The 26,862-nt window shown below is 70.8% G+C and carries 26 protein-coding genes; 17 read left to right on the forward strand and 9 right to left on the reverse strand.

From position 1 onward, the window contains the following. The first annotated feature begins 20 nt into the window (after window positions 1-20). The 5 genes from OG494_RS00935 (at window position 21) to OG494_RS00955 (ending at window position 4,275) form a co-directional block, all read left to right on the forward strand. Window positions 21-626 (forward strand): ClpP family protease, encoded by a 606-nt coding sequence (locus OG494_RS00935; RefSeq protein WP_328450953.1) that lies wholly within the window; start codon window positions 21-23, stop codon window positions 624-626. A gap of 25 nt (window positions 627-651) precedes the next feature. Then, entirely contained in the window at window positions 652-1,305 is a 654-nt protein-coding gene (locus tag OG494_RS00940) for an ATP-dependent Clp protease proteolytic subunit (RefSeq protein ID WP_328450955.1), read from the forward strand. A 229-nt stretch (window positions 1,306-1,534) separates the two neighbouring features. Continuing rightward, window positions 1,535-2,830 (forward strand): ATP-dependent Clp protease ATP-binding subunit ClpX, encoded by a 1,296-nt coding sequence (clpX, locus tag OG494_RS00945; RefSeq protein WP_328450957.1) that lies wholly within the window; start codon window positions 1,535-1,537, stop codon window positions 2,828-2,830. Between the two features lie 48 nt (window positions 2,831-2,878). Next, entirely contained in the window at window positions 2,879-3,298 is a 420-nt protein-coding gene (locus OG494_RS00950) for a hypothetical protein (protein ID WP_328450959.1), read from the forward strand. Window positions 3,299-3,354: 56 nt separating this feature from the next. Further along, entirely contained in the window at window positions 3,355-4,275 is a 921-nt protein-coding gene (locus OG494_RS00955; protein WP_328450961.1) for an anti-sigma factor RsbA family regulatory protein, read from the forward strand. Window positions 4,276-4,297: 22 nt separating this feature from the next. Here the strand turns inward: OG494_RS00955 and OG494_RS00960 are convergent, their stop codons facing one another. Together OG494_RS00960 and OG494_RS00965 are read right to left on the reverse strand one after the other, a co-directional pair. Beyond that, complete coding sequence (locus tag OG494_RS00960) at window positions 4,298-5,218, reverse strand: alpha/beta hydrolase (RefSeq protein WP_328458842.1); 921 nt, start codon at window positions 5,216-5,218, stop codon at window positions 4,298-4,300. Window positions 5,219-5,691: 473 nt separating this feature from the next. Then, the gene (locus tag OG494_RS00965) at window positions 5,692-6,483 is read right to left on the reverse strand and encodes a TetR/AcrR family transcriptional regulator (RefSeq protein WP_328450963.1); all 792 of its coding nucleotides are present in this window, start codon (window positions 6,481-6,483) and stop codon (window positions 5,692-5,694) included. 73 nt (window positions 6,484-6,556) lie between these two features. On the opposite strand from OG494_RS00965, the gene OG494_RS00970 reads away from it, so the two are divergent. Together OG494_RS00970 and OG494_RS00975 are read left to right on the forward strand one after the other, a co-directional pair. After that, window positions 6,557-7,999, forward strand: a complete 1,443-nt coding sequence (locus tag OG494_RS00970) for a carotenoid oxygenase family protein (RefSeq protein ID WP_328450965.1) — start codon at window positions 6,557-6,559, stop codon at window positions 7,997-7,999. A 99-nt stretch (window positions 8,000-8,098) separates the two neighbouring features. After that, complete coding sequence (locus tag OG494_RS00975) at window positions 8,099-9,232, forward strand: alpha/beta hydrolase family protein (protein ID WP_328450967.1); 1,134 nt, start codon at window positions 8,099-8,101, stop codon at window positions 9,230-9,232. On the opposite strand, the gene fdhD is transcribed toward OG494_RS00975, so the two are convergent. Continuing rightward, complete coding sequence (fdhD, locus tag OG494_RS00980; RefSeq protein ID WP_328450969.1) at window positions 9,229-10,053, reverse strand: formate dehydrogenase accessory sulfurtransferase FdhD; 825 nt, start codon at window positions 10,051-10,053, stop codon at window positions 9,229-9,231. The genes OG494_RS00975 and fdhD overlap by 4 nt on opposite strands. Window positions 10,054-10,156: 103 nt before the next feature. Here fdhD and OG494_RS00985 point away from each other — a divergent pair, with 103 nt between their 5' ends. From OG494_RS00985 to OG494_RS01015, 7 genes are all read left to right on the forward strand, one after another. Further along, the gene (locus tag OG494_RS00985; protein WP_328450971.1) at window positions 10,157-11,512 is read left to right on the forward strand and encodes an L-lactate MFS transporter; all 1,356 of its coding nucleotides are present in this window, start codon (window positions 10,157-10,159) and stop codon (window positions 11,510-11,512) included. Further along, window positions 11,512-11,637, forward strand: coding sequence for an MFS transporter small subunit (locus OG494_RS00990; protein ID WP_328450973.1), 126 nt, complete (start codon window positions 11,512-11,514; stop codon window positions 11,635-11,637). Before OG494_RS00985 ends, OG494_RS00990 begins: the two co-directional genes overlap by 1 nt. Before the next feature lie 115 nt (window positions 11,638-11,752). Beyond that, window positions 11,753-12,172: a VOC family protein gene (locus tag OG494_RS00995; protein ID WP_328450975.1), complete on the forward strand. Its 420-nt coding sequence runs from the start codon at window positions 11,753-11,755 to the stop codon at window positions 12,170-12,172. Next, entirely contained in the window at window positions 12,169-12,930 is a 762-nt protein-coding gene (locus OG494_RS01000) for an SDR family NAD(P)-dependent oxidoreductase (protein ID WP_328450977.1), read from the forward strand. Before OG494_RS00995 ends, OG494_RS01000 begins: the two co-directional genes overlap by 4 nt. A gap of 48 nt (window positions 12,931-12,978) precedes the next feature. Further along, window positions 12,979-14,382, forward strand: coding sequence for an LCP family protein (locus OG494_RS01005; protein ID WP_328450979.1), 1,404 nt, complete (start codon window positions 12,979-12,981; stop codon window positions 14,380-14,382). 45 nt (window positions 14,383-14,427) lie between these two features. Then, window positions 14,428-14,742, forward strand: coding sequence for a hypothetical protein (locus tag OG494_RS01010; RefSeq protein WP_328450980.1), 315 nt, complete (start codon window positions 14,428-14,430; stop codon window positions 14,740-14,742). A 291-nt stretch (window positions 14,743-15,033) separates the two neighbouring features. Then, window positions 15,034-15,609, forward strand: coding sequence for a hypothetical protein (locus OG494_RS01015; RefSeq protein ID WP_328450982.1), 576 nt, complete (start codon window positions 15,034-15,036; stop codon window positions 15,607-15,609). 15 nt (window positions 15,610-15,624) lie between these two features. Here the strand turns inward: OG494_RS01015 and OG494_RS01020 are convergent, their stop codons facing one another. The 5 genes from OG494_RS01020 to OG494_RS01040 form a co-directional block, all read right to left on the reverse strand. Beyond that, the gene (locus OG494_RS01020) at window positions 15,625-17,931 is read right to left on the reverse strand and encodes an FdhF/YdeP family oxidoreductase (protein ID WP_328450984.1); all 2,307 of its coding nucleotides are present in this window, start codon (window positions 17,929-17,931) and stop codon (window positions 15,625-15,627) included. Window positions 17,932-18,104: 173 nt separating this feature from the next. Beyond that, complete coding sequence (locus OG494_RS01025; RefSeq protein ID WP_328450986.1) at window positions 18,105-19,442, reverse strand: MFS transporter; 1,338 nt, start codon at window positions 19,440-19,442, stop codon at window positions 18,105-18,107. Between the two features lie 69 nt (window positions 19,443-19,511). Beyond that, window positions 19,512-19,949: a MarR family winged helix-turn-helix transcriptional regulator gene (locus OG494_RS01030; protein ID WP_328450988.1), complete on the reverse strand. Its 438-nt coding sequence runs from the start codon at window positions 19,947-19,949 to the stop codon at window positions 19,512-19,514. 74 nt (window positions 19,950-20,023) lie between these two features. Next, a complete protein-coding gene (locus OG494_RS01035; protein ID WP_328450990.1) occupies window positions 20,024-21,079 on the reverse strand; it encodes a hypothetical protein in 1,056 nt (351 codons plus the stop codon). A 19-nt stretch (window positions 21,080-21,098) separates the two neighbouring features. Continuing rightward, entirely contained in the window at window positions 21,099-21,419 is a 321-nt protein-coding gene (locus OG494_RS01040) for a hypothetical protein (RefSeq protein WP_328450992.1), read from the reverse strand. A gap of 56 nt (window positions 21,420-21,475) precedes the next feature. On the opposite strand from OG494_RS01040, the gene OG494_RS01045 reads away from it, so the two are divergent. Beyond that, window positions 21,476-24,097 carry a valine--tRNA ligase gene (locus tag OG494_RS01045; RefSeq protein ID WP_328450994.1) on the forward strand — a complete coding sequence of 874 codons (2,622 nt, stop codon included), beginning with the start codon at window positions 21,476-21,478 and terminating at the stop codon, window positions 24,095-24,097. Window positions 24,098-24,236: 139 nt separating this feature from the next. On the opposite strand, the gene OG494_RS01050 is transcribed toward OG494_RS01045, so the two are convergent. Further along, window positions 24,237-25,139: a LysR family transcriptional regulator gene (locus OG494_RS01050; protein ID WP_328450996.1), complete on the reverse strand. Its 903-nt coding sequence runs from the start codon at window positions 25,137-25,139 to the stop codon at window positions 24,237-24,239. An 89-nt stretch (window positions 25,140-25,228) separates the two neighbouring features. Here OG494_RS01050 and OG494_RS01055 point away from each other — a divergent pair, with 89 nt between their 5' ends. Next, window positions 25,229-26,005, forward strand: coding sequence for an alpha/beta fold hydrolase (locus OG494_RS01055; RefSeq protein ID WP_328450997.1), 777 nt, complete (start codon window positions 25,229-25,231; stop codon window positions 26,003-26,005). A 12-nt stretch (window positions 26,006-26,017) separates the two neighbouring features. Further along, on the forward strand, window positions 26,018-26,821 hold the full coding sequence (locus OG494_RS01060; RefSeq protein WP_328450999.1) for an alpha/beta fold hydrolase: 804 nt from the start codon (window positions 26,018-26,020) through the stop codon (window positions 26,819-26,821). Window positions 26,822-26,862: the final 41 nt, after the last annotated feature.

Below are 26,862 nucleotides of genomic sequence, written 5' to 3' on the forward strand. Positions count from 1 at the left end.
CGGCGAAAAGGCAGGCAGACGTGACGCAGCACACGCCCGAGGCGCGGACCGGAACCGCAGGGCTCACCCTCACCGACTCGGTGTTCGAGCGGTTGCTCCAGGAGCGCATCGTCGTCCTCGGTTCCGAGGTGAACGACGAGATCGCCAACCGGATCACCGCGCAGCTGTTGCTGCTCGACGCGGACGACGCCGAGTCCGACATCCGCTTCTACATCAACTCGCCGGGTGGCTCGGTGACGGCCGGGTTCGCGATCTACGACACCATGCAGCTCATCCGCCCCGACGTCGCCACCTACGCGATGGGCATGGCGGCCTCGATGGGGCAGTTCCTGCTCTCCTCGGGCACGCCGGGCAAGCGGTACTCGCTGCCGCACGCGCGGATCCTGATGCACCAGCCGTCGGCCGGCGTCGGCGGCACGGCGTCGGACATCGCGATCCAGGCCGACCTGTTCAACAAGTGGAAGCAGGAGCTGGCCCGGATCACGGCGGACCAGACCGGCCAGACGGTCGAGCAGATCATCGCGGACGGCGACCGCGACCGCTGGTTCACCGCGCAGGAGGCGAAGGACTACGGGTTCGTGGACCACGTCCTCACCGCCGACATCGCCCGTCCGGGCTCGAACTGAGCCGAAGCACCAAGGAGACTTCACCATGAGCAACTTCAGGCTCCCGGGTGACTTCCGGGCACCTTCCGTCCCCCAGTCGCGGTACATCCTCCCGTCGTACGTCGAGCGCACCAGCTACGGCGTCAAGGAGTCGAACCCGTACAACAAGCTGTACGAAGAGCGCGTCATCTTCCTCGGCGTGCAGGTGGACGACGCGTCGGCCAACGACGTGATGGCCCAGCTGCTGCACCTCGAGCACGAGGACCCGGACCGCGACATCCTGATCTACATCAACTCGCCGGGTGGCTCCTTCACCTCGCTGATGGCGATCTACGACACCATGCAGTTCGTCCGCCCGGACATCCAGACCTACTGCCTCGGCCAGGCCGCCTCCGCGGCCGCCGTGCTGCTGGCGGCCGGCACCCCGGGCAAGCGCTACGCGCTGCCGAACTCGCGGGTGCTGATCCACCAGCCCGCCACCGAGGGCACGTACGGCCAGGTCTCCGACCTGGAGATCCAGGCGAACGAGATCCAGCGGGTGCGCCGCCAGATGGAGGTCATCCTGGGCAAGCACACCGGCAAGGACCCGGATCAGATCCGCACGGACATCGAGCGGGACAAGATCCTGACCGCCGACGAGGCCAAGTCGTACGGCATCATCGACGAGGTCCTGCCCTACCGCAAGGCGTCGGCTCTGTAGATCCGCCAGGCCGGTGTGTGTCGAGAAGACGACACACACCGGCACTCTGGTTTAGGGTCGTCCTTCTGACGTGCTCCCGGTGCTCGTGGGTGTTCCCGCCCACGGCATCGGACGGGTACCGTCAGTGGCAATGCGTGAGGCTCCGCTCGGTCGTTCTCGACCGGGGTCGCACCGTCGCAACACACGTCAGGCGCGGACAACCGCGCCGGAGGGGACGAGGTCAACGGCCATGGCACGGATCGGTGACGGCGGAGACCTGCTGAAGTGTTCTTTCTGCGGGAAGAGCCAAAAGCAGGTGAAGAAGCTCATTGCCGGCCCCGGGGTCTATATCTGCGATGAGTGCATCGACCTCTGCAATGAGATCATCGAGGAGGAGCTGGCCGAGGCCGGCGACGTCAAACTCGACGAGCTGCCCAAGCCCGCCGACATCCACGAGTTCCTCGAGCAGTACATCATCGGCCAGAACGATGCCAAGCGGACCCTCGCGGTAGCGGTCTACAACCACTACAAGCGGATCCAGGCGGACGACAAGGCCGGGCCCAAGGACTCCAAGGAGGAGTCCGTCGAGCTGGCCAAGTCGAACATCCTGATGCTCGGCCCCACCGGGTGCGGCAAGACCTACCTCGCCCAGACGCTGGCGAAGATGCTGAACGTCCCGTTCGCGATCGCGGACGCCACGGCGCTCACCGAAGCCGGCTACGTCGGCGAGGACGTCGAGAACATCCTGCTCAAGCTCATCCAGGCGGCGGACTACGACGTCAAGCGGGCCGAGACCGGGATCATCTACATCGACGAGGTCGACAAGATCGCCCGCAAGTCGGAGAACCCCTCGATCACGCGGGACGTCTCCGGCGAAGGGGTGCAGCAGGCGCTGCTGAAGATCCTCGAGGGCACCACCGCCTCGGTGCCGCCGCAGGGCGGCCGGAAGCACCCGCACCAGGAGTTCATCCAGATCGACACGACGAACGTGCTGTTCATCGTGGCCGGCGCGTTCGCCGGGCTGGAGAAGATCATCAACGAGCGGGTCGGCAAGCGTGGCCTCGGCTTCGGCGCGGAGATCCGCACCAAGTCCGAGATCGAGGAGAGCGACGTCTTCTCGGACACCATGCCCGAGGACCTGATCAAGTTCGGGCTGATCCCGGAGTTCATCGGCCGGCTCCCGGTCGTGGCGACGGTCAACCACCTGGACAAGGAATCGCTGGTCAGCATCCTCACCCAGCCGCGCAACGCCCTGGTGAAGCAGTACAAGAAGCTCTTCGAGATGGACAACGTCGAGCTCGAGTTCACCAAGACCGCGCTCGAAGCGATCGCCGACCAGGCGGTCCTGCGCGGGACCGGTGCCCGCGGGCTGCGCGCCATCATGGAAGAAGTGCTCCAGCCGGTGATGTACGACATCCCGAGCCGCGACGACGTGGCGAAGGTCGTCATCACCGAGCAGACCGTCCGGGAGAACGTGAACCCGACGATCGTCGCCCGGCAGCCGACGCGGCGTGCGCGCAGCGAGCGCGGCGAGAAGTCGGCCTGACCCGGGCGTCTCCGGGCACCCGGCCCGGAGACCCGACAGGAAAGCTGAATGACTGCTGACTCATTCCCGGGTACCGGGGCCACGGCCACCGGTGGGGGCGTGCAGGCACCGCCCCCACCGGAGCCGTCCCCGGCACCCGCCGGGGACGTCCCGGCCGGGACGCTGCTCGGGTTCCGCGAACTGAGCGAACGCGTGATCGCGTCCGCTTTCGAGCGCTACCGGTGGCTGAACCGCGTCCTGATGGGCGTGCTGGCCGTGTGCACCGGCACCTGCGTGGTCGCCGTCGTCGCGCGGCTCTCGCCGTTGCCGCTGATCCCGGTGCCGCTGTTCCTCGTCGCGGGCTACGGCCTCTGGCAGGCCCGCGGCGCCCGGGAACGACGTCAGCTGTTCAGCTGGGTCCTCCTGTTCGGCCTCGCGACGATCGTGGGGTTCTGGCTGATCGCCGTCGTCGGCCGCTGGGTGGAGTGACCGGGTTCCTCCGGCCGGTCCGTTTGAAGTTCACCGAACCGGGGTAGCACCCACCCGTGGTAGATGCCCTCAGTCCGTTCCGGCATCCGGCATTGCTCTACCACGGTGACGGGGAGTACTTGGACGGTGTCGTTCCGTTCCTCCTCGAAGGCCTCGACCGGGGCCACCCGGTCGCCGTCGCCGTTCCCGGCCGCAATCTCCTGCTCGTCGAAAAGGCCCTGGGCTCTCGCGTGGGCGAAGTCCGGCTGATCGACCTGCACCAGGCGGGCCGCAACCCCGGCGCGATCCTGCCGACGGTCCTGCTCTCCTTCGCGGGCGAGCACGTGGGCCCGGTGCGGATCGTGGTCGAGCCGGTCTGGCCCGGCCGGACCGCCGCCGAGTACTCGGCCTGCGTGCTGCACGAGGCCCTCATCAACACCGCCTTCGCCGGTCGCGCGGTCTCGGTCCTCTGCCCGTACGACACCGCGGCGCTGGCCCCGGACGTGCTGGCCGACGCCGGCCGCACGCACCCGGAGCTGTGGAACGCGGCGGGCCGGACAGCCAGCCCGCACTACGACCCCGACCGCGTCCGCGCCGACCTGACGCGGCCCCTCGAATCCCCGGCGGCCGCCGTCGAGCGCGAGTTCGACGTCGGGCAGCTGGCGACGCTGCGCGGCTTCACGGAGATCTGGGCGGCCCGCCACGGCCTGCGCCGGCCCCGCCGGGACGACTTCGCGCTGGCGATCGCCGAGCTGACCACGAACAGCGTGCTCTACGGCGGCGGCACCGGCGTCCTGCGGCTGTGGGCGGAGGACGCGCAGGTCGTCGGCGAGGTCACCGACGACGGCACGATCACCGAGCCGCTGGCCGGCCGTGTCCCGCCGGCGGCCGCGACGCTGGGCGGCCGCGGGCTGTTGCTGGTCAACCGCCTGGCCGACCTGGTGCGCACGTACTGGGTCCCGGGCCGCACGACGACCCGGGTCCACTTCCGCTGTTGACGCCCCCAGGCGGGCCGGTGGATCAGGCGCCGGTGCGCGGGACGTGCTTGCCGAGGAAGCTGATCAGGCTCGGCACCACGGTCTTGTTGAACGTGTCCCCGTGCTTGCCGTGGGCCGTGTGGGCGACCGCCGGGTGGGCCACGTCGATGTAGCGGCGGACGCCCGTGATGAACGAGTCCTCCGTGCCGCACCAGATGGCGTTCGGCACGCCCTCGGTCTCGTCGATGTGGCGCAGCGGGTCGAGGGACACCCAGTCCTCCATGCCCGTGAAGATGTGGCGCTTCGCCATCTCCGGCCAGTTCGTGATCAGGGCCGGCGCCAGCGTGGCGACCGCCGCGGGCGGCTGCCGGCGCTCGACCCGGCGGCGCGTGTACAGCAGCGCGCCGAAGCCGCCCATCGAGACGCCCGTGCAGGCGAACGGCTGGCCGGTGTCACCCGCGAAGCCGCGCGCGCGGAGCCACTGGGGGACCTCCTCCAGCAGCATCGCCATCGGGTCGTCGCCGGGGTGCACCTGGTGCCAGTAGTTGTCGCCGCCGTCGACGGCCACGAAGCCGTAGGCCGGGACGGCCTTGCGGGCGACGTCGCTGGAGAGCTGCTTGAGCGTGCCGGTGGGGACCGCGCTGCGGGCGTTGCCGTGCAGGCCGTGCAGCATGAGCGACATCGGCAGCCCGCGCGGCGGGGTCTTCGACGGCAGCAGGAACACCAGGTCGACCATCCGGCCGCGGGCCGCGGAGTAGACACGCTCGACGCGCGTGCTGCCCAGCTGGGTCGTCGGGTTCGAGGACGCCACGCCCAGCACTCGCTGCAGGGCCTGGCTGAAGGGCAGCTTGCCGGTGGCGGTGCCCACGGCGAGCCCGGCCACGGCCACCCCGGACGCGCCCGCGATCAGCACGGACCGCCGGCTCAGCCACCGCCGGGCGTCGCGGACCGCGGCGCTGCCCAGGGTCGGCGGCGCCTCGGGACCCTCCTCGGCCCCGGTGGCTCGTGCCGGCCCAGAAGACGTGCGGTCGCCGTCGTCGAGAGGCGCTTCGGAGCCCGCCCCGGCCACCCCTGCCGATGCGGCGGCCGCGTGGTCGCGGTGGCTGTCGCTGAGCGGAGCGGCAGAGCCTGCCCCGGCGCCAGCGGTGGCTGCCGGCCCAGCAGGCGTGCGGTCGCCGTTGTCGAGCGGAGCGGCAGAGCCTGCCCCGGCGCCAGCGGTGGCTGCCGGCCCAGCGGGCGTGCGGTCGCCGTTGTCGAGCGGCGCGGCAGAGCCCGCCCCGGCCACCCCTGCCGATGCGGCGGCCGCACTGTCGCCCTCGCCGTGCGGTGCCTCAGAGCCCTCCCCGGCTCCGGAAACCGCGCCGGATCGCGCCTCGGCCGCGGCCTGAGGCTCAGCCTCGGTCCGCTCCGCGTCGCCCCGATCCCCGTCTTCCTCGTTCACCTGTCTCCGTCCCCCGCTTGCCACTTCCTGGGACGCCGCGCACCCGCTCCGCGTTCCCCCGCGTCCAGTCCTCCGCCGGGTTGATCGTTCCCACCTTGCCCGGCGTTTCCGATCCGCGCGCGCCAAGCCGCTTTCGCGGCCTCGGACGAGCGTCCGGCCTGGTCCACAGTGTCTCCGAGCCCCACGGCGAGGGTGACGCCGAGGGGTACCAAGATGTGGTCTATACCCTGTTCGCCGGGCCCGAAGTGCCCGGACGCCTCCAACGTGACGAAACCGTGCAGTGCGCTCCACAATTGCGCTGCGGCCTGGTACTTGTCCGCCGGCCGGAAGCGGCCGGCCTCGATGGCCCGTTCGGTCGCCCGGACGATGTGCTCGAAGGCCTCCAAACCCTCCTGAGCGGCTTCGCGGCCTTCCTCGGTGGTGAGGTCGGACAGCGTTGCGCGCTTGCCGCCGGGCGCGCTCTGCCCGAACGTCACGGCGAACAGCTGCGGCTGCTCGGCGACCGCCTGCCGGTAGGTGCGGGCCAGGGAAAAGATGTCCGCCACCGGGTCGTCGGTCGCCGGGACCCCGCCCAGCCACGCGGACAGCCGCAGGAACCCCGCGCGCGCCACCTCGTCGACCAGGGCCGCCATGCCCCCGAAGTGCGTGTAGACGGCCATCGTCGAGACGCCGACCTCCGCGGCCAGTTTGCGGGCCTGCAGCGTCTCGGGGCCGCCGTCGTCGAGCAGCCGGATGGCGGCGTCGACGAGCCGTTCCTTGACGTCGGTCGCTCGAGGTTTCGGGCTCATGCTTGCCAGTATCCCATAACCCTGTTATAAAAGTATCTATAACCGAGTTATGGCACGTTCTGAGGGGTCAGCCATGGGCACCAAGTTCCTCGAAGGCAACTTCGCCCCGGTCAGCCGGGAGCACACGATCACCGAGCTGGCCGTCACGGGGGCGATCCCGGACTTCCTCGACGGCCGCTACCTGCGCAACGGCCCGAACCCGCTGTCCGAAGTGGACCCGGCGGCCTACCACTGGTTCATGGGTGACGGCATGGTCCACGGCGTCCGCCTGCGCGACGGCAAGGCGGAGTGGTACCGCAACCGCTGGGTGCGCAACCCGGCCGTGTCGGCGATGCTGGCCGGCGAGGACGCGAGCCGCTACTGCGGGCTGGACGCGCTCGGCGCCAACACCAACGTCATCGGCCACGCCGGCAAGACCCTCGCCCTGGTCGAGGCGGGCGCGCCGATCTACGAGCTGACCGACGAGCTCGACACCGCCGGCCGCTGCGACTTCGACGGCACGCTCCCCGGCGGCTACACCGCCCACCCGAAGCGCGATCCGCGCACCGGCGAGCTGCACGCCGTCTCGTACTTCTTCGGCATGGGCAACAAGGTCCAGTACTCGGTGATCGACGCCGCCGGCCGCGCCCGCCGCACGGTCGACGTCGAGGTCACCGGCTCGCCGATGATGCACGACTTCTCGCTGACCGAGCGGTACGTCGTGTTCTACGACCTGCCCGTGACGTTCAACGCCGAGATGGCCGTCGCCGCCAACGTGCCCAGCGCGTTGCGCACCCCCGCGAAACTGGTGCTCTCGGCGATGGTCGGCAAGGTGCGCGTGCCGGACCCGGTCACCGCGATGATGGCCCGCAAGATCGGCGCGAACGGCGGCCTGCCCTACCGCTGGGACCCGAAGTACCCGGCGCGGATCGGCGTGATGCCGCGTGAAGGCGGCAACGGCGACGTCCGCTGGTTCGACGTCGAGCCGTGTTACGTCTTCCACCCGCTCAACGCCTACGACGACGGTGACTCCATCGTCCTCGACGTCGTGCGCCACGCGCGGATGTTCGACCGCGAGCTGCACGGCCCGGACGAGGGCGGCCCGACGCTGGACCGCTGGACCGTCGACCTCAACGCCGGGAAGGTCCTCGAGGAGCGCCTCGACGACCGCGGCCAGGAGTTCCCGCGCGTCGACGAGCGGCTCGTCGGCCGCCGCCACCGCTACGGCTACGCGATGTCCGCCGACGGCGGCGCGACCCCTGCCGGTTCCCTGTTCAAGCACGACTTCCAGACAGGTTCGCGGCAGGAGCGCGCGTTCGGCGGGGGACGCCAGCCCGGCGAGTTCGTGTTCGTGCCGTGCCACGAAGACGCGGCCGAGGACGACGGTGTGCTGATCGGCTTCGTCTTCGACCCGGCGACGCAGCGCAGCGACCTGACCCTGCTCGACGCGGGAACGCTGGAGACCGTGGCCGCGATCCACCTGCCGGACCGCGTGCCCCACGGGTTCCACGGCAACTGGGTGCCGACTACGCCTTGAGGATGACGCCGCGGGCGAAATGCCTCCCGCGGCCGACGCGGCCCGCCGTCGCGCACTCCTAACGTCGGTGCCTCACCAGCACCGAGCAAGGGGGACGACATGCGATTCACGGCGGTTCTGGCCGTGCTGACGGGACTTCTGGCCCTGCCCGCACCGGCGTCGGCGAGTGAGACGCCGTACCTGCCGCGGCCGACCGGGGACCACCCGGTCGGCCTGACCACCCTCGACCTGACCGACACCTCGCGCCCCGACCCGTGGGTCCCGAGCGTCAGCGCGCGGGAGCTGATGGTGTCCGTCTGGTACCCGGCGGCCGCGCCGGGCCGGCACCGCGCCGAGTACATGACACCCGAGGAGTCCCGGCTCCTGCTCGCCGACGGCGGGATCACCACGGTTCCGGCGGACATCCTGAGCACGGTCCGCACCAACGCCTCCACCGACGTCCGGCCGGCCGGCCGCGAGCACAGCCTGCCGCTCGTCGTGCTTTCGCCCGGGTTCAAGCACGGGCGCGGCACGCTGACCGGCCTGGCCGAGGACCTGGCCAGCCACGGGTACGTGGTGGCCGCGGTCGACCACACCTACGAGAGCGTCGGCACGAGCTTCCCCGGCGGCCGGGTCACCACCTGTGCCGCCTGCGAGGTCCCGGAGCGCGACGAGGCCTACTGGCGGAAGGTCGACGACGTCCGGGCGCGGGACGTCTCCTTCGTGCTCGACGAGCTGACCGGGCCCCGGCCGAAGTGGTCGGGCGCGAGCCTGATCGACCGGTCGCGGATCGCCATGGCCGGGCACTCGGCGGGCGGCACGGCGGCCATCACCGCGCTGCTCACCGATTCCCGGATCAAGGCCGGGATCGACATCGACGGCTCCCCGAACCCGGTGCCGCGCGACGTGTCCCGGCCGTTCCTGCTGCTGGGTCGCGTCGAGCAGTACACCCCCGGGTCCGGCCCGGCCGCGTCGACCTGGGAAGCCGCTTGGCCGCGGCTGACCGGGTGGAAGCGCTGGATCCTGGTCGACGGCGCGGTGCACCAGTCGTTCTCCGACATCGTCCTGCTGACCGACGAGGTCGGCATCCCCAACGGGGCCACGTTGCCCGGCACGCGGGGCCTGGCACTCACGCGGGAGTACACCAGAGCGTTCCTCGACCTGCACCTGCGGCACCGGCCGCAACCGGTGCTGGACGGGCCGACGGCGACGAATCCCGAGGTCTCGTTCTGCGACCCGGGTGGCTGTTCCTAGGTGAGCACCCGGTGGTCGCCGGTGTAGAGGTTCATCGACTCGCCGCGCAGGAAACCGATGAGCGTCATGCCGTTCTCCTCGGCCAGTTCGACGGCCAGCGACGACGGCGCGGACACCGCGGCCAGCAAGCCGATCCCGGCCATCGCGGCCTTCTGCACCAGCTCGAACGACGCGCGCCCGGACACCAGCAGACCGTGTCCGGGCGCCGGGATCCGGTTTTCCATGACGGCCCAGCCGAGCACCTTGTCGACCGCGTTGTGCCGGCCGACGTCCTCGCGCACGACGTCGAGCCCGCCGTCCGGGGTGAACAGTGCCGCCGCGTGCAGGCCGCCGGTGCTGGCGAACACCTTCTGCTGCGCGCGCAACGCGTCCGGCAGCGTGGCGAGCGTCTCGCTCTTCACCGCGAAGGGCGCGTCGGCGGGGGAGAAGCGGGTCTTGAGCTTGACCGCGTCGAGCGCGGCCTTGCCGCAGACCCCGCACGAGGACGTCGTGTAGAAGTTGCGCTCGACACCGACGTCCGGCGGCGGCACGCCGTCCGCGAGCGCGATGTCGAGCACGTTGTAGGTGTTGCGGCCCTGGTCGTCGACGCCGTCGCAGTAGCGGGCGACCGCGATGTCCTCGCGGCCGCCGACGACGCCTTCGGACAGCAGGAAGCCGTGGGCCAGCTCGACGTCGTTCCCCGGCGTACGCATGGTGACGGCCAGCGCCTTGCCGCCGACGCGCAGTTCCAGGGGTTCTTCGGCGGCCAGCGCGTCAGGGCGGCGCCGGTCCCCGGTCGCGGAGATCCGCCGCACCGGCCTGCGCACGGTCACCCTGCCCATCGCCCACACCCTTCTCCGCCGGAAAGTTTGACACTCGCATGGTGCAACGCCGGGTATTTAGTAATACATTCCCTCCATCATCCCCACTCTACGGAGGGATCCGATGGCTCTCGGCTTCCTGGACCGTTCCCGGATCGTCGCACCCCCAGGCTGGACGCGCTGGCTGGTGCCCCCGGCGGCCCTCTCGGTGCACCTGTCGATCGGGCAGGCCTACGCGTGGAGCGTCTTCAAGACCCCGCTCGAAAAGACCATGCACCTCACCGGCACGCAGAGTTCGCTGCCGTTCCAGCTCGGCATCGTCATGCTCGGGCTGTCCGCGGCCTTCGGCGGCACGCTCGTCGAGAAGAACGGCCCTCGCTGGGCCATGTTCGTCTCGATGTGCTGCTTCGTCACCGGATTCCTGGTCTCGGCGCTCGGTGTCTCGACCGGGCAGTTCTGGCTCGTCGTCGTGGGATACGGCGCGATCGGCGGCGTCGGCCTCGGAATCGGCTACATTTCCCCGGTTTCGACGCTGATCAAGTGGTTCCCGGACCGGCCGGGTATGGCCACCGGCATCGCGATCATGGGCTTCGGCGGCGGCGCGCTGATCGCGTCGCCGTGGTCGTCGTCGATGATCGGCACCACACCGACCACGGGCAGCATCGCGACCGCGTTCCTCGTGCACGGCGTCGTCTACGCGGTGTTCATGTCGCTGGGCTGGCTGATCGTGCGGGTCCCGGCCGACGGCTGGAAGCCGGCGGGCTGGGAGCCGAAGACCGACCACGGCACGGCGATGATCTCCACCGCGAACGTCTCGGCGGCCAACGCCATCAAGACGCCGCAGTTCTGGCTGCTGTGGGTGGTCCTGTGCTTCAACGTGACCGCGGGCATCGGGATCCTGGAGAAGGCGTCCCCGATGATCGTGGACTTCTTCAAGGGCACCTCGACGCCGGTCGGCGCGGCCGCGGCGGCCGGGTTCGTCGCGCTGCTGTCGCTGTGCAACATGCTCGGCCGGTTCGTCTGGTCGTCCACATCGGACGCGATCGGGCGCAAGAACATCTACCGCACCTACCTCGGTGTCGGCGCCGTGCTGTACCTGGTGATCGCGCTGACGTCGAATTCGTCGAAGCTCGTGTTCATCCTGTGCGCCATGGTGATCCTGTCGTTCTACGGCGGCGGGTTCGCGACGATCCCGGCGTACCTGAAGGACCTCTTCGGCACCTACCAGGTCGGTGCGATCCACGGCCGGCTGCTCACCGCGTGGTCGGTGGCCGGTGTGCTCGGCCCGCTGATCGTCAACGCCATCGCCGACAGCGAGAAGTCGGCCGGCAAGTCCGGCCCGGACCTCTACGCGACGTCGTTCTACATCATGATCGGCCTGCTCGTGGTCGGCTTCGTGGCCAACGAGCTGGTGCGGCCGGTCAAGGCGAAGTACCACGAGCCCGCCGCGGCGGGCGAGACCGCGAAGAGCGAGGCGTGATGAGCGAGCAGAAAGCCGGGCCCAACCGCGTCCCGCTGATCGTGCTGGCCTGGGCGTGGGTCGTGCTGCCCTTCGCCTACGGCGTCTACCAGCTGTTCCTGAAACTGGTGCAGCTCTTCGGCTGACCGGCGTGCCCGGGACCGCTTCGCGTGGTCCCGGGCACTCTTTTGATGTCTCAATGTTGACATTAAGACATCAGGCCTTCAGGCTGGAACCAGCCGACCCTGTTGGAGGACCCCTGTGACCCGTCCCGCCTTCCACCTCGCCATCCCCGTCGACGACCTGGGCCGCGCCCGCGCCTTCTACGGCGAAGTGCTCGGCCTGAGCGAAGGCCGCTCCGCCGACAAGTGGGTCGACTGGGACTTCCACGGCCACCAGGTCGTCACCCACGTCGTCGCCGGTGCGCGGGCCGAGGCCGGGCGCAACCCCGTCGACGGCCACGACGTCCCGGTGCCGCACTTCGGCCTGGTGCTGACCGTCGAGGACTTCCACGTCCTGGCCGGGCGGCTGCGCGACGCGGGCACCGAGTTCGTCATCGAGCCCTACCGGCGCTTCGCCGGCGAGCCGGGGGAGCAGTGGACGATGTTCCTGCACGACCCGGCCGGGAACGCGCTGGAGTTCAAGGCGTTCCGCGACGAGTCGCAGTTGTTCGCGCTGTGAACGGCTCCGGGAGCGGGGTTCTCGTCACCGGTGCCTCTCGCGGCATCGGGCGCGCCGTGGCAAGCGCTTTCGCGGCGAACGGCCACCGCGTCGCCGTCCACTACGGCAGCCGGCGGGCGGACGCCGAGGCGACGCTCGCGGCCCTGCCCGGCGACGGGCACGTGCTCGTCACCGGCGACCTCGCCGACCCGGCCGCCGCCCAGCGGATCGCCGACACGGCCGAGGCGGGCCTCGGCGGCGTCGACATCCTGGTGAACAACGCGGGCGTCGCACCGACGCCGGAGACCGCCCACCCCGTCACCGGGGTGTCCTACGCGGACTGGCAGCGGATCTGGCGGCACACGGTCGACGTCAACCTGCTGGGCGCGGCCAACCTCAGCTACTGCGTCGCCCGGCACCTGATCACCCGCGGGGTGCCCGGCCGGATCGTCAACGTCGGCTCGCGCGGCGCGTTCCGCGGCGAACCCGACAACCCGGCCTACGGCGCGAGCAAGGCCGCGCTGCACGCGTTCGGCCAGTCCCTCGCGGTTTCGCTGGCGCCGCACGGGATCGCGGTGACGTCCGTGGCGCCCGGCTTCACCGCCACCGAGCGCCAGCTGGACCGCATCGACGACGCGTTGCGCGCGCAGAGCCCGTTCGGCCGGGTCGGGACGCCCGAGGAGGTCGCGGCGGCCGTGCTGTACCTGGCTTCCGCCGAGGCGACCTGGGCGTCCGGCGCGATCCTCGACCTCAACGGAGCGTCCCACCTGCGGATGTGACGTGACTCACCCGTGCAGCAGATCGGGCGGCGGCGGCGTCAGGAGGGCGTGCATGCACTGGGGAAGGTCGTCGTCGCCGGGGTCGCCCTGGTCGTGTTCTGCGGCACGGCCTACGGCTACGCGAACCTGCGCTCGCTCGACGAGGTCACCCGCGACGACGTGATCGGCGCCGCGGCGAAACCGGGCGAACAGCCGGCCGACGGCTCGCTCGACATCCTGCTGGTCGGCCGCGACTCGCGGGACGACCAGCAGGGCAACCCGATGCCGGCGGACCTGCTGCGCGAGCTGCGCGTGGGCCCGAACGGCGACGACCTCACCGACACCCTCATCGTGCTGCGGATCCCGAACGGCACCCAGGAGGTCAAGGCGTTCTCGATCCCCCGGGACAGCTACGTCTCGATGCCGGGCGGCAAGGGGAAGATCAACGCCGCGTTCGGCCGCGCCAAGGCCGGGGAGGCGCGCAACCGCCGGGAGGCGGGGGAGACGGACAAGAAGAAGATCGACCAGGAGGCGCTGACCGCGGGCCGCCGCGCGACGCGGCAGGCGGTCGAAGACCTCACCGGCGTCACGATCGACCACTTCGCCGAGGTCAACCTGCTGAGCTTCTACGAGATCAGCAAGGCGGTCGGCGGCGTCGACGTCTGCCTGAAGGCGGACACGAAGGACAAGAACTCGGGGGCCGACTTCAAGGCGGGCCCCCAGCGGATCGCGGGCGCGGACGCGCTGGCCTTCGTGCGCCAGCGCGACTACGTCAAGGGCGGCGACCTGGGCCGCGCCCGGCGGCAGCAGGTCTTCCTGGCGGGGCTGGCGAAGCAGGTGCTGTCGTCGGGCACGTTGAGCGATCCGGGCAAGCTGTCGGACCTCATCGACGCGGTGAAGCGCTCGGTGGTGCTCGACGGGTCCTGGAACCTGCTCGACTTCGTGGGCCAGCTGCGCGGGATTTCCGGCGGTGGCATCCGGTTCGCGACGATCCCGACGGTCAACGTGGACTACCGGTACGACCCGGCCAACCCGAAGGCCACCGCGGTGCAGGTGGATCCGGCTCAGGTCAAGGCGTTCGCGGCGGGCCTGATCGGCACCGCGGCCCCCGCGGCACCGGCGCCCGTGGTCGACGTGTCCAACGCGAGCGGCCGCTCGGGCCTGGCCGCACGAGTCGGTGATCTCCTGCGGGACAAGGGATTCGCGCCGGGCACGGCGGGCAACACGACCTCGCGCCGGACGTCGTTGGTCCGCTTCGGCCCGGACCTCGCGGACCGCGGCGCGGAGGTGGCGAAGCTCCTGGGCGGCTTGACGACCCAGCAGTCGCCGTCCGTCCCGGCGGGACACATCGAGATCCTCCTGGGAACGGTCTATTCGGGCCCGGGAGTAGTAGCCGCCGGCGGCGGCGCTCCCGGCGGCGCCCCCGGTGGGGACGAACCGATCACGTCGGGCGGCGTCGTCTGCGTGGACTGAGCCGCGCGGTGAAACGCGGACAGTCGCGATCGCGACTCCGGGGCCATGGGCGAAGAGAACAGGGACACCTTGGTCCTTCAGGCGCGATCGGCTCTGATCATGGCGGCGTTGCGCCGGTCGATCGTCACCTACAAGGAGCTCGGGTTCGCGATCGGGCTGAAAGAGATCCAGCTGCGCAACGAGATGCCGCGCGTGCTGGAGGCGTTGGCGAAGGCCTGTTACGACGCCACTGAGCCTCCCTTGACCGCACTGGTGGTGAACACCCAGACCGGCAAGCCCGGGTCGGGCCGGCACGGCGATGGTGAACCGTGGCACGCCGACGTACAACGGGTCTTCCGGTACCGGGCCGCACGTGGTTGACCAAACGCCGACCCGCGCGGGTCATTTTCCGGAAATGTGCGGAAGTCGTTTTCTCCTGTCGGTGACCGGACCACAGTGGACCACCGGGCACGGTGGTCCTTGACCTTGCTGCCCTGGTGAGGCAGTGTTCATCGGACCGTGAAACCCCGGGTGCCGAAACGGTTTCGGCGCCGCTCCACCGCACCTGATCACCGGATCGGCGATCATCAGGAAAACCGATTTCCACCATTTTCGTCCCAGGAAAAACGAATGCGCAGAAGCTCCGTCCGCCAATGGAGGTGGACAGTTCCGATGATCGCTTCAGCGGTTCTGCTCGCCGGGTGCCAGTCGATGTCCTCCTCGGTGCACTACCCCGACGCCGTGGACGCCTGCAAGCTGCCCGGGCCCAACGCCCCCGGCCAGCTCGCGCCCGGGACCGTCGAGATCCCGGCCGGCTCGATCAAGACCGCCGACGCCAAGGTCGTGCCCGAGGACCGCTCCAGCACCGACAACGAACTCACCAGCTGCAAGCGGCTGTTCGCCCGCGACCTCGGTCACGGGAAGCCGAACCTGCAGGACTACCGGCTCGTGACGATCGCGGTCGTGCGGTTCACCGGGCCGGACGACGACCAGGCGGCCGCCAAGGCCACTCAGCTGATGACCGACGCCCTCGGCGACCACTCGGGCGTCCGGCTCGCCACCGGCGTCGGCGACGAGGCCGGGTTCTCCGAGTCGTGGGCGGCGGTGCGCACCGGCAACGTCGTGCTCGGCATGAGCATCGCCGACGGCGGGACCGAGGCCGCGCTGATCCCGCCGGCCACGCTCGACAACGTCCAGGCCATGGTCACCGACATGACCGGCACGCTGCGACGCGACTACCAAGGCTGACGATCGGGCTGACGGTCAGGGCTGTGGCTCGAGCCGCACCACGATGGCCTTCGACACGGGCGTGTTCGACTTGTCGGCCACCGAACCGAGCGGCACGAGCGCGTTCGCCTCGGGGAAGTACGCCGCCGCGCACCCGCGCGCCGTCGGGTAGGAAACCACGCGGAACGCGGGGGCGCGGCGGTCGCCGTCGCGCCACTCCGAGACCAGGTCGACCATCGCGCCGTCGGCCAGGCCGAGGTCGCTCAGGTCGTCCGGGTTGACGAGCACGACGCGGCGGGCGTTCTCGATCCCGCGGTAGCGGTCGGACAGGCCGTAGATCGTGGTGTTGTACTGGTCGTGGCTGCGCATCGTCTGCAGCAGCAGGCGCCCTTCGGGCACCTTCGGGTACTCCAGTTCGGACACCGTGAAGTTGCCCTTGCCGTTGGCCGTGCCGGTGAACTCGCGGGAGTCGCGGGGCGCGTTCGGCAGCACGAAGCCGTCGGGCTCGCGGACGCGGCGGTTGTAGTCGTCGCAGCCGGTCACGACCCGCGCGATCCGGTCGCGGATCAGGTCGTAGTCGCCTTCGAACGTCCGCCACGGCACGGCGTGCCCCTCGCCGAACAGCTTCTCGGCGAGCCGGCAGACGATCGCGACCTCGGACAGCAGGTGCTCGCTCGCCGGCTTCAGCCGCCCGTGGGAGGCGTGCACCTGCGACATCGAGTCCTCGACCGTGACGAACTGCGCACCCGCGGCCTGGACGTCGCGTTCGGTGCGGCCGAGGGTCGGCAGGACCAGCGCGGTGCGGCCGTGGACGACGTGCGAGCGGTTCAGCTTCGTCGAGACGTGCACGGTCAGCGAGCACGACCGGAGCGCCTTCTCGGTCGTCTCCGTGTCCGGCGTCGCCGAGGCGAAGTTGCCGCCGACGGCGAAGAAGACCTTGCCGCGGCCGTCGCGCATCGCGCGGATCGAGTCGACGGTGTCGAGGCCGTGCTCACGCGGGACTTCGATGCCGAACTCGCCGGCCAGGGCGTCCATGAAGGACTGCGGCATCTTCTCCCAGATGCCCATCGTCCGGTCGCCCTGGACGTTCGAGTGCCCGCGCACCGGGCACAGGCCCGCGCCGGGCTTGCCGATCATCCCGCGCATCAGCGCCAGGTTCGCGATCTCCGAGATCGTCGGGACGGCGTGCTTGTGCTGCGTCAGGCCCATCGCCCAGCAGTAGATCGTGCGTTCCGACGACGCGATCATCCGCGCGACGCGCTCGATCTGCTCCCGCTCCAGGCCCGTCGCCCGCTCGACCTCGGCCCAGTCGATCTCGCGCAGGTGCCGGGCGTAGTCGTCGAAGTACTCGGTCGAGCGCCCGACGAACTCGCGGTCGACGATCGCGCCCGGCGCTTCTTCGTCCCAGGTCAGCAGCAGGTGCCCGACGGCCTGGAACAGCGCCAGGTCGCCACCGAGGCGGATCTGGGCGAACTCGTCGGCCAGCGGCGTGCCCTTGCCGACGACGCCGCGGACGTTCTGCGGGTTCTTGAACCGCATCAGCCCGGCCTCGGGCAGCGGGTTGACCGCGATGATCTGCGCGCCGTTGCCCTTGGCCTCCTCCAGCGCCGAGAGCATCCGCGGGTGGTTGGTGCCCGGGTTCTGCCCGACGACGACGATCAGGTCGGCCTTGTGGATGTCGGCCAGGCTCACCGAGCCCTTGCCGATGCCGGTGGTGGCCTGCAGTGCCGCGCCCGAGGACTCGTGGCACATGTTCGAGCAGTCCGGCAGGTTGTTGGTGCCGAAGGAGCGCACCATCAGCTGGTAGAGGAACGCGGCTTCGTTGCTGGTCCGGCCCGAGGTGTAGAAGAACGCCTCGTTCGGGTCGGTCAGCGCCTTGAGCTCGCCGGCGACCAGCGCGAAGGCGTCGTCCCAGGAGATCGGCTCGTAGTGCGACGCGCCTTCGCGCAGCACGAACGGTTCGGTGATCCGGCCCTGCTGGCCCAGCCAGTAGTCGGTCTTCCCGCGCAGCTCGGCGATCGGGTGCGCGGCGAAGAACTCCCGCCCGACCCGCCGTTTCGTCGCCTCCTCGGCGACGGCCTTCGCGCCGTTCTCGCAGAACTCGGCGAGCTTGCGGTGTTCGCCGTCGACCTCGCGGGGTTCGGGCCACGCGCAGCCCGGGCAGTCGAAGCCGTGGCGCTGGTTCAGCAGCCGCAGCGCCTTGACCGTCCGGCCGGTGCCCATCTGCTCGACGCTGCGCAGGAGCGACACGGCCACGCCGGGTATGCCGGCCGCCCAGCCCTTCGGCTTGCCCACCTCGAGCTGGGCTTCGTCCACGTCCTGCGACGGCGCTTCACGGGTCATGTGTTCATGGTGCGCCCCGATGACCGATGACGCGACCAGGGGGTCCGTCACACGACCGACACGTCACTTTCCCTAGGAAAGATGCGTCGCCACCCCCTGAGACGTCACTTTCCCTAGGAAAGATGCGTCGCCACCCCCTGAGACGTCACTTTCCCTAGGAAAGATGCGTTGCCTCACGCGGATTTAACGTCGGCGGCGGCGGCGGGGGTGGCGGTGGTGGTGGCGCGCAGTCCGCGGTCGACGACGGTGACCACGAGCAGGGCGGCGCTGATGACGATCAGCGCGATCGCCAGCCGGTGCAGCCCGGCCGAATCCGCGTGCGGGCCGTAACAAAGCGCGATGAGCGTCGAGGCGACGATCGCGCCGAGGTACTGGGCCGTGCGGAACAGGCCGCTCGCCGTGCCCATCTGCCCGGCCGGGGCCTCCTGGTACAGCGTCGTCTGGTTCGCGACGCTGGTCAGGCCCTGCGCCAGGCCGAACAGCGCGGCCAGCGCCAGCAACGCGCCGACCCAGGTGCCGTCGTGGACGAACAGCAGCAGGACCGAGCCGCCGGCCAGCGCGACGGCGACCGTGATCAGCCGGGCCTTGATCCCGGTGCCGCGGCCGGAGAAGGCGGCGGCGCACACCGCCGTGCCCGACATCGGCAGCAGCATCAGCCCGGCGGCCTCCGCGCTGAGGTGCCGCGCGGTTTCGAGCCACTGGACGTAGCCGAACATGATCGCGTAGATCGCCATGAAGCTCAGCGCCTGCCGCAGATAGGTGCGCAGGATCGCGCCGTTGGCCGCCAGCATCCGCAGGTCGAGGAACGGGGTGCCGCGGTGCAGCTCGACCAGCGCGAACGCGATGGCGAAGGCGGCGACGACGGCGAGCAGCCAGAGGTCGGCGCCGGGGTTCATCAGGAAGAACAGCAACGCCAGCAGCGTCGCGGAGAACAACACGATGCCCAGGACGTCGATCGGGGTCGCGGTGCGCGCGCCGCGGTCGTCCTTCGGCACCCACAGCAGCGCCAGCACCAGCGACAGCCCGGCGAGCGGGATGTTGACGGCGAAGATCGCCGGCCAGCCGAACAGGCCGATGAGCAGGCCGCCCAGCGTCGGGCCGATCACCATCACCGTCTGCGCGGACATCGACAGCAGCGACAGCACCCGCGCGGGCACACCCTGGCCGGACGCTTCGGCGTGGTGGCGCAGGACGGCCATCGCGGCCGGGAACCCGGCGCAGGTGCCCAGCCCCAGGACCACCCGGACGCCGGTCAGCCAGCCGACCGAGAGCGGGATCATGCCGGCGATCCCGGCGACGATCACCAGCACCGCCCCGCCGAGCAGGACCCGGCGGGCGCCGTAGCGGTCCACCAGCAGCCCGACCACCGGCTGCCCGACCGCGGTGGCCAGGTAGAGCGCCGAGATCAGCCAGGCCGTCCGGCCGGGGCCGGCGCCGAAGCTCTGCCCGATCGGCACGAGCGCGACGGCGATGAGGGTGGAGTTGATCGGGTTGAGCACCGCCCCGGCCACCAGCGGGGTGACCAGGCGGGCGCCGAACTTGGCGGGAGCGGTGAGGGTGGTCGTGAGGACTCCTTCGGTTCAGTGCTGGGCGACGCGCTGCAGCAGCGGCAACGCGCGGACGACGGTCTCGAGCTCGGCGGGGGACAGCTCGTCCACCAGCGCCTGGGCGAGCCACTCCTCGCGGTGCTGGAAGACGCCGCGCACGGTGTCGGTGCCGGCGTCGGACAGGCTGATCACCACGCGGCGCCGGTCGGCCGGGTCGGGGGTGCGGGCGAGGTAGCCCAGCTCGTCGAGGACGCCGAGGGTGGCGGCCATGGACTGCTGCCGCACGTGTTCGGCGGCGGCCAGTTCGCCCTGCGTGGCGGGGCCTTCGCGGTGCAGCCGGTTGAGCACGGCGGACTGCGACGGCGTCAGGATTCCGGCGTTGTCGACCTGGCGCAGCCGCCGGTGCAGCTGCCCGACGACCCCGCGGATCCAGCCGGCGTGCTCGGCGACGTGCGGTGGTACTTCACCCATACCCACAGTCTAGACTGCACAGCCCAGACTGTGCATCTGGCTGTGACGCACTCCTCGGCGGGAGTACGGGAGGGTCAGTCCTTGCAGCCGTGGACGTCGGGCATGGGGAGGCTCGGGTCGTAGGCGCCCGGCACGTCCTGGTCGTCGCCGGGCAGCCCGGGCTGGTCCGGGTTGGCGTAAGCGGGCGCGAGATAACCCTGCTTGAGCGCCTCGCAGCCGATCGAGTCGTAGAAGCTCCCCCCGCCGTCGCCGGGCCACAGCCCGCGGCTGCCCGCCGCGAAGTTCTTGCCCTGGCGGACGACGTAGCTCTCGTCCGACCGCACGAAACTCACGATCTCCCACGGGCCCTGCAGCCCGTCGGGGTGGACGTTGTCGAAGGCGTACGCGGTGACGTACTTGACGTCGACCACCAGCTCGCCCGGTTTCGCGCCGGCCTTCGCGGTCATCGAGCCGAACGTGCGCGGGCCCTGGTCGAGCAGGTGATAGCCGTCGGCCAGCTCGGTGACGTAGGCCGAGAAGTCGGGCTTGGTCCCCAGTTCCTTCGCGATGGCGCCCTGGGAGTCCTTCGCGAACAGCGCCAGGTAGGCCGCGGTGTCGTGCCGGTCGAGCACGGCGGGGTCGAGCCGGGACGCCGTGATCGCCTGCTTGACCTTCGCGTAGGCGTCACCGACCTGCGGGGCGGTGAACGACCCCACCGCGGCCGGCGCGGGGGCGGTGATCCCGTCGATGCCCTTCTTCCAGACGTCCGCCGGGGTCCGCGCGTACGCGTGCTTCAGGTCCACCGGCGCGTACTGGGCGACCGAGGTCGGGTTGACCGTCGTCGGCACGGGCGTGGCCGGCGTGTCCGCTTCGCTCGCGGGCGTGCGCCGGCCGAGAGCGACGATCACCGCCGTCGTCACCGCCAGGATCAGCACGAACGCGATCAGGCCCCACCGCCGGCCCCGGCCGGGCGACGGCGCGTTCCGCCGGGCGCGCTTCTGCTGCTTGCGGAACTTCTTCCGGTCGCTCTTCGCCCCCAGCCAGGCGTCGGTCTGGGCGTGCTTGCGCCACTCCGGGTCCATCAGATCCGGGTGCGTTTCGAGCAGGTTGTCCTCGTCCACGTGCTTCCCCCACAGTCGATGACTGATCATCGACGGAAGCGCGGGTTCGTTACGCGGAAGTGTGCAGTGAGGCGCCGAAGAACAGGAACGGGTCCTCGTTGACGCCGACGCCCTGGACCTGGTGCACGATGACGGCCGCCGCGACCAGCGCGACGACCAGCAGCAGGGCGAGCAGCCCGGGCCACCGGCTGCTGCCGGGCCGCTGGGTGCCGCCGGTCCGGCGGTCGCGCTTGCGGCGTTTCCTCAGGTCCTTCTTGGCGCCCAGCCAGGCGTCCCGCTCGGCGTAGCGCTGCCAGTCGGGGTTCATCAGGTCCGGGTGCGTCTCGAGGCGCCGGTCGTCCGGATCCTGCGGCTGGTGAGGCTGTGCCATCCCGAGTGCCTTCCCCCTGGGTGACCCGCCGTGACGGGTTCGTAGACTTGTCCATTGTGACCGAGAACGCTCCGCAGCAGACCACCGACCTTCCGGGTGCCTGGGACCCGGCCGCCGAGGAAGCACCGATGTACGACCGCTGGGTAGCGGCCGGGTACTTCACGGCCGACGCCTCGTCGGAGAAGCCGCCGTTCTCGATCGTACTGCCGCCGCCGAACGTGACCGGTTCCCTGCACATGGGCCACGCGCTCAACCACACCCTGATGGACGCGATGAGCCGCCGCCGTCGCATGCAGGGCTACGAGGTGCTGTGGCTGCCGGGCATGGACCACGCCGGCATCGCGACGCAGAACGTCGTCGAGCGCCAGCTCGCCGGGGAAGGGCTTTCGCGCCACGACCTGGGCCGCGAGAAGTTCGTCGAGCGCGTCTGGGAGTGGAAGGCCGAGTACGGCGGCCGGATCCTCGGCCAGATGAAGCGCCTCGGCGACGGCGTCGACTGGTCGCGTGAGCGCTTCACCATGGACGAGAACCTGTCGAAGGCCGTCCAGACCGTGTTCAAGAACTTCTTCGACGAGGGCCTGATCTACCGCGCCGAGCGGATCATCAACTGGTGCCCGCGCTGCCAGACCGCGCTGTCGGACATCGAGGTCGACCACAACGACGACGACGGCGAGCTCGTCTCGATCCGCTACGGCGACGGCGAAGACGCGATCGTGGTGGCCACCACCCGCGCCGAGACGATGCTGGGCGACACCGCGGTCGCCGTCCACCCGGACGACGAGCGCTACGCGCACCTGGTCGGCACCACGGTGGAGCTGCCGCTCACCGGCCGCCGCATCCCGATCGTGGCCGACAAGCACGTCGACCCCGAGTTCGGCACCGGCGCGGTCAAGGTGACCCCGGCGCACGACCCGAACGACTTCGAGATCGGCCGCCGGCACGACCTGCCGATGCTCACGGTGATGAACGAGCGCGCCGAGATCACGGTGAAGGGCCCGTTCGAGGGGCTCGACCGGTTCGAGGCGCGGCCCGCGGTCGTCGCGGCGCTGCGCGAGCTCGGCCGGATCGTCGCCGAGAAGCGGCCGTACGTGCACGCCGTCGGGCACTGCTCGCGCTGTGACACGGTCGTCGAGCCGCGGCTTTCGCTGCAGTGGTGGGTCAAGGTCGAGGAGCTGGCCAAGCTGGCCGGCGACGCGGTCCGCGACGGCCGCACCAAGATCCACCCGCCGGAGCTGGGCAAGCGGTACTTCGACTGGGTCGACAACATGCACGACTGGACGATCTCGCGCCAGCTGTGGTGGGGCCACCGGATCCCGGTCTTCTACGGCCCGGACGGCGAAGTCGTCTGCGTCGGCCCGGACGAGCAGCCGCCGTCGGGCGAGGGCTGGACGCAGGACCCGGACGTCCTGGACACCTGGTTCTCCTCGGGCCTGTGGCCGATGTCGACGCTGGGCTGGCCCTCCGAGTCCGAGGACCTGGCCAAGTTCTATCCGACCAGCGTGCTGTCGACCGGCTACGACATCCTGTTCTTCTGGGTCGTCCGGATGATGATGTTCGGCGTGCAGCAGATGGACGGCCAGCAGCCGTTCGACCACGTCTACCTGCACGGGCTCATCCGTGACGCGCAGGGCAAGAAGATGTCCAAGTCGCGCGGCAACGTGATCGACCCGCTGGAGTGGATGGACGCCTACGGCGCCGACGCCACCCGGTTCACCCTGGCCCGCGGCGCCAACCCGGGCGCGGACATGGCGCTGGCCGACGAGTGGGCCGCGGGTTCCCGCAACTTCTGCACGAAGCTGTGGAACGCCACGAAGTTCGCGATGATGAACGGCGCCTCGGTCGCCGCGCCGCTGCCGCCCGCTGCTGAGCTGACGGAGTCGGACCGCTGGATCCTCGGCCGTCTCGGCGCGCTGGTGTCCGAAGTGGACGGCCTGTTCGAGGACTTCCAGTTCGCCAAGGTGGCCGGCGCGCTCTACCAGTTCACCTGGAACGAGCTGTGCGACTGGTACCTGGAGCTGGCGAAGGTCCAGCTTTACCAAGGCGATGACGCGCGCGTTTCCGCTACTCGCGCGGTGCTGGGCCACGTGCTGGACACGGTGCTGCGCTTGCTGCACCCGTTCATCCCGTTCATCACCGAGAAGCTGTGGACGGCGTTGACCGGCGGCGAGTCCCTGGTGATCGCGGCGTGGCCCGCTCCCGCGGCCGGTTACGCGGACGCGGTCGCCGACGCGCACATCGCGGACGTCCAGAAGCTGACCACGGAGATCCGCCGCTTCCGCGCCGACCAGGGCCTCAAGCCGGGCCAGAAGGTCGCGGCCCGCTTGGGCGGCTACACGGGCGGTCACGAAGAGGCGATCCGGTCGCTGGTGCGCCTGACCGCGCCGTCGGACGAGTTCGCGGCGAGCGCGTCGCTGGAAGTGGCCCTGGCGGACGGCGTGGTCACGGTGGAGCTGGACCTCTCGGGCACGGTGGACGTCGAGGCGGAGCGCAAGCGCCTGCAGAAGGACCTGACGGCGGCCCAGAAGGAGCTGTCCCAGACGGAGGCCAAGCTCGGCAACGAGGCGTTCATCGCGAAGGCTCCCGCGCCGGTGATCGACAAGATCAAGGTCCGCAAGGAAACGGCGGTCGCGGACATCGACCGCATCACCGCCCGCCTGGCGTCCCTGCCGGCTTCCTGACGCCAACGGTGGAAAGGCGGCACTTTCGTAGGAAAAGTGCCGCCTCGCGAAACCCCCGGACGCCACTTTCCTAGAGAAAGATGCGCTTCCCGACGGGGGATTGTCGTACCCCTTCGGTAGCGTGGAAAACGGGGGCTGCTCAGCGCGATTCGGTCTCGCGCGCGGCTTCGATCAGCGCCACCAGTTCCGGCGTCACCCGCCGGTCCGCCGGGGTTGCCAGGTACGTCGGCATTCGCGGTGCCGGGTCGCGCAGGGGGCGGAACGTCACCCCGGGCACCGGGAGCAGGTTCGCGTGCGCGCGGTAGAAGACCGTCCAGTGTGGACGGCCGAAGCCGAGCGTACCCAGGGTGTCCTGTGCGGTGGTGAAGTCCTTGCCCAGTACCGGTTCGAAGCCCGCCTCGCGGCAGCAGGACAGCGCCAGGTCGTACAGCGGCTGGTTCCGTGAAGGCGGGCTCAGGCGCGCCGGCAGGGAAGCCAGTGAAGCGAAGGCCACCACCTCGCACGAAGCCAGCGGGTGCGACGCGGGCAGGGCGACCATCACCTCGTCCGTCCACAGGGGAGTGAAGTCCAGCCCGGAACCCGGCCAGGACCCGCGGACGATCGTCGCGTCCAGCGAACCGTCGCGGACGCGTTGCAGCCGTTGGGTTGTCGGTGCGTGGACCAGCTCCAACGCAGCCGAAGGCGCGAGACGGGCGAACGCGTTCAGCAAGAGATCCAGCCGGTCGCCGAGGCCTTCGCTCGTGCCCAGGCGGACCAGCGTGGCCGAGACGCGGAACTCCGCCACCGAATCGGCCGCGCGATCGGCCGCCGCCAGCACCGCCCGCGCGTGCGGCAGGAACCGCTGGCCCGCCTCGGTCAGCGACACGCTCCGCGTCGTCCGGCCGAACAGCGAAACGCCCAGCTCCCGTTCCAAGCGCCGCACCTGCTGGCTCACCGCGGGCTGGACGATGTGGAGCCGCTCCGCCGCCCGCCCGAAGTGCAGCTCCTCGGCGACCGCGAGGAAGTACCGCACCTGCCGCAGCTCCACCGTGCCCCCATTCATCAGCGTTCGTGATCAGTGTAGGAGCGGAGTGCCCATCGGAAAACCCGCGCCCGGGCGGTTGGCTGGAAGCCGGAAGAAAGGAACCGGACATGCCCTACCTGCACGTTCGCGGCACCCGTCTGCACTACGAAGACGCCGGAACCGGCCCCGCCCTGCTGCTCCTGCACGGCTGGGGGACCAGCGGCCGCGCCTGGCAGTCCTGCCTGCCCGACCTGGTGCGCGACCACCGCGTCGTCACCCTCGACTGGCGCGGGTGCGGCAAGTCCGATCACCCGCTCGAAGGCAACACGATCGACGGCCTGGCCGCCGACGTCGCCGCGGTGATCGAAGAGCTGGGGATCGAAGGCGCCGTGATCGTCGGCTCCTCGTTCGGCGCGGTCTTCGCCACCGAGGTCGCCCTGGCCCGCCCCGAGCTGGTCGGCGGTGTCGTCGCGGTCGACGGGCCGGCCTACTGGCCCGCGGCCGCGATGCTGGAAAAGGTCCTCGACCTGCGCGAACGGATGGCCGACGACCGGATCGGCACCCTTGCGGAGTGGGTGCCGAGCTGGTTCGCCCCGGGTGTCTCGCCGGGCGTGGTCGACTGGACCGTGCGGCAGCTGGCGGACTCGAGCGTCTACAGCGACGACCTGTTCACCGAGGTGACGACGTACGACCCGCGGCCGCGGCTGCCGCAGCTGACCGTCCCGATCGCCTACCTGCACGGTGAGCTCGACACCGAGATCCCCCTGGAGGTCCCGCGCAGCTGCGCGGCCGCCACGCCGGGGGCGCGGGTGCACGTCATCGCCGGCTGCGGGCACATCCCGCACCAGGAGAACCCCCGCGCGTTCACCGCGGCCCTGCGCGCCGCCCTCCCCGTCGCCGTCTGAGGAAGGAAAGCCATGCCCACCGTCCCCGTGACCCTCGCCGGCGGGGAAGCCGCCGTGCACTACGACGTCGACGGCCGCGGTCCCGCGCTGCTCCTGCTCCACGGCACGGCCGCGTCCCGCGAGCAGTGGGGGCCGCTGACGGCGCTCGCCCGCGACCGCTTCACCGTGCTCGCCCCGGACTTCTCCGGCTCCGGGCTGACCACCGATCACGGCGGGCCGGTCGACGTCGCCGATCTGGCCGCCGAGGTGCTGGCCGTGCTGGACGACGCCGGGGTCGCGGCCGCGCACGTCGTCGGGCACTCGCTCGGCGCCGTCGTGGCCGCGCACCTGGCCGGCACCCACCCGGACCGCGTGCGTTCCGCCGTGCTGCACGCGGCCTGGCCGGTCACCGACGTCCGCCAGGACGCCGAGTTCCGCTACTGGCTGGAGCTGCTGGCCGACGGCCCGGCGGCGTTCGCCCGGATGCTGCCGCTGATGGCGTTCGGCCCGCGCTACTGGTCGACGGCGACCGTGGCGGGCAACGAAGCGCTGGTCGCGGACCTCACGAAGATGATCCAGCCGGGCACCGATCGCCAGACCGAAGCCGACCGTCACGTCGACCTCCGGCCGGTGCTCGGCGCCATCACCGCGCCGACGCTGGTGCTCGGCAGCGCGCACGACCGGATCGTCACGGCCCACCAGCAGCGCGACCTGCTGGCGGCGATCCCCGGCGCCCGCGCCGCCACGATCGACGCCGGCCACGGCGCCCCGGCCGAGCTGCCCGACGAGTTCGCGCGGCTGGTCCTGGACTTCGTGTCCGCGACGGTCTCGGTCTGACCCAAAGCCGTGAGGGGCACCCTCAGGGACGCGGAGTCCCT

This window comes from Amycolatopsis sp. NBC_00438, from assembly GCF_036026695.1.
Lineage (GTDB): Bacteria > Actinomycetota > Actinomycetes > Mycobacteriales > Pseudonocardiaceae > Amycolatopsis.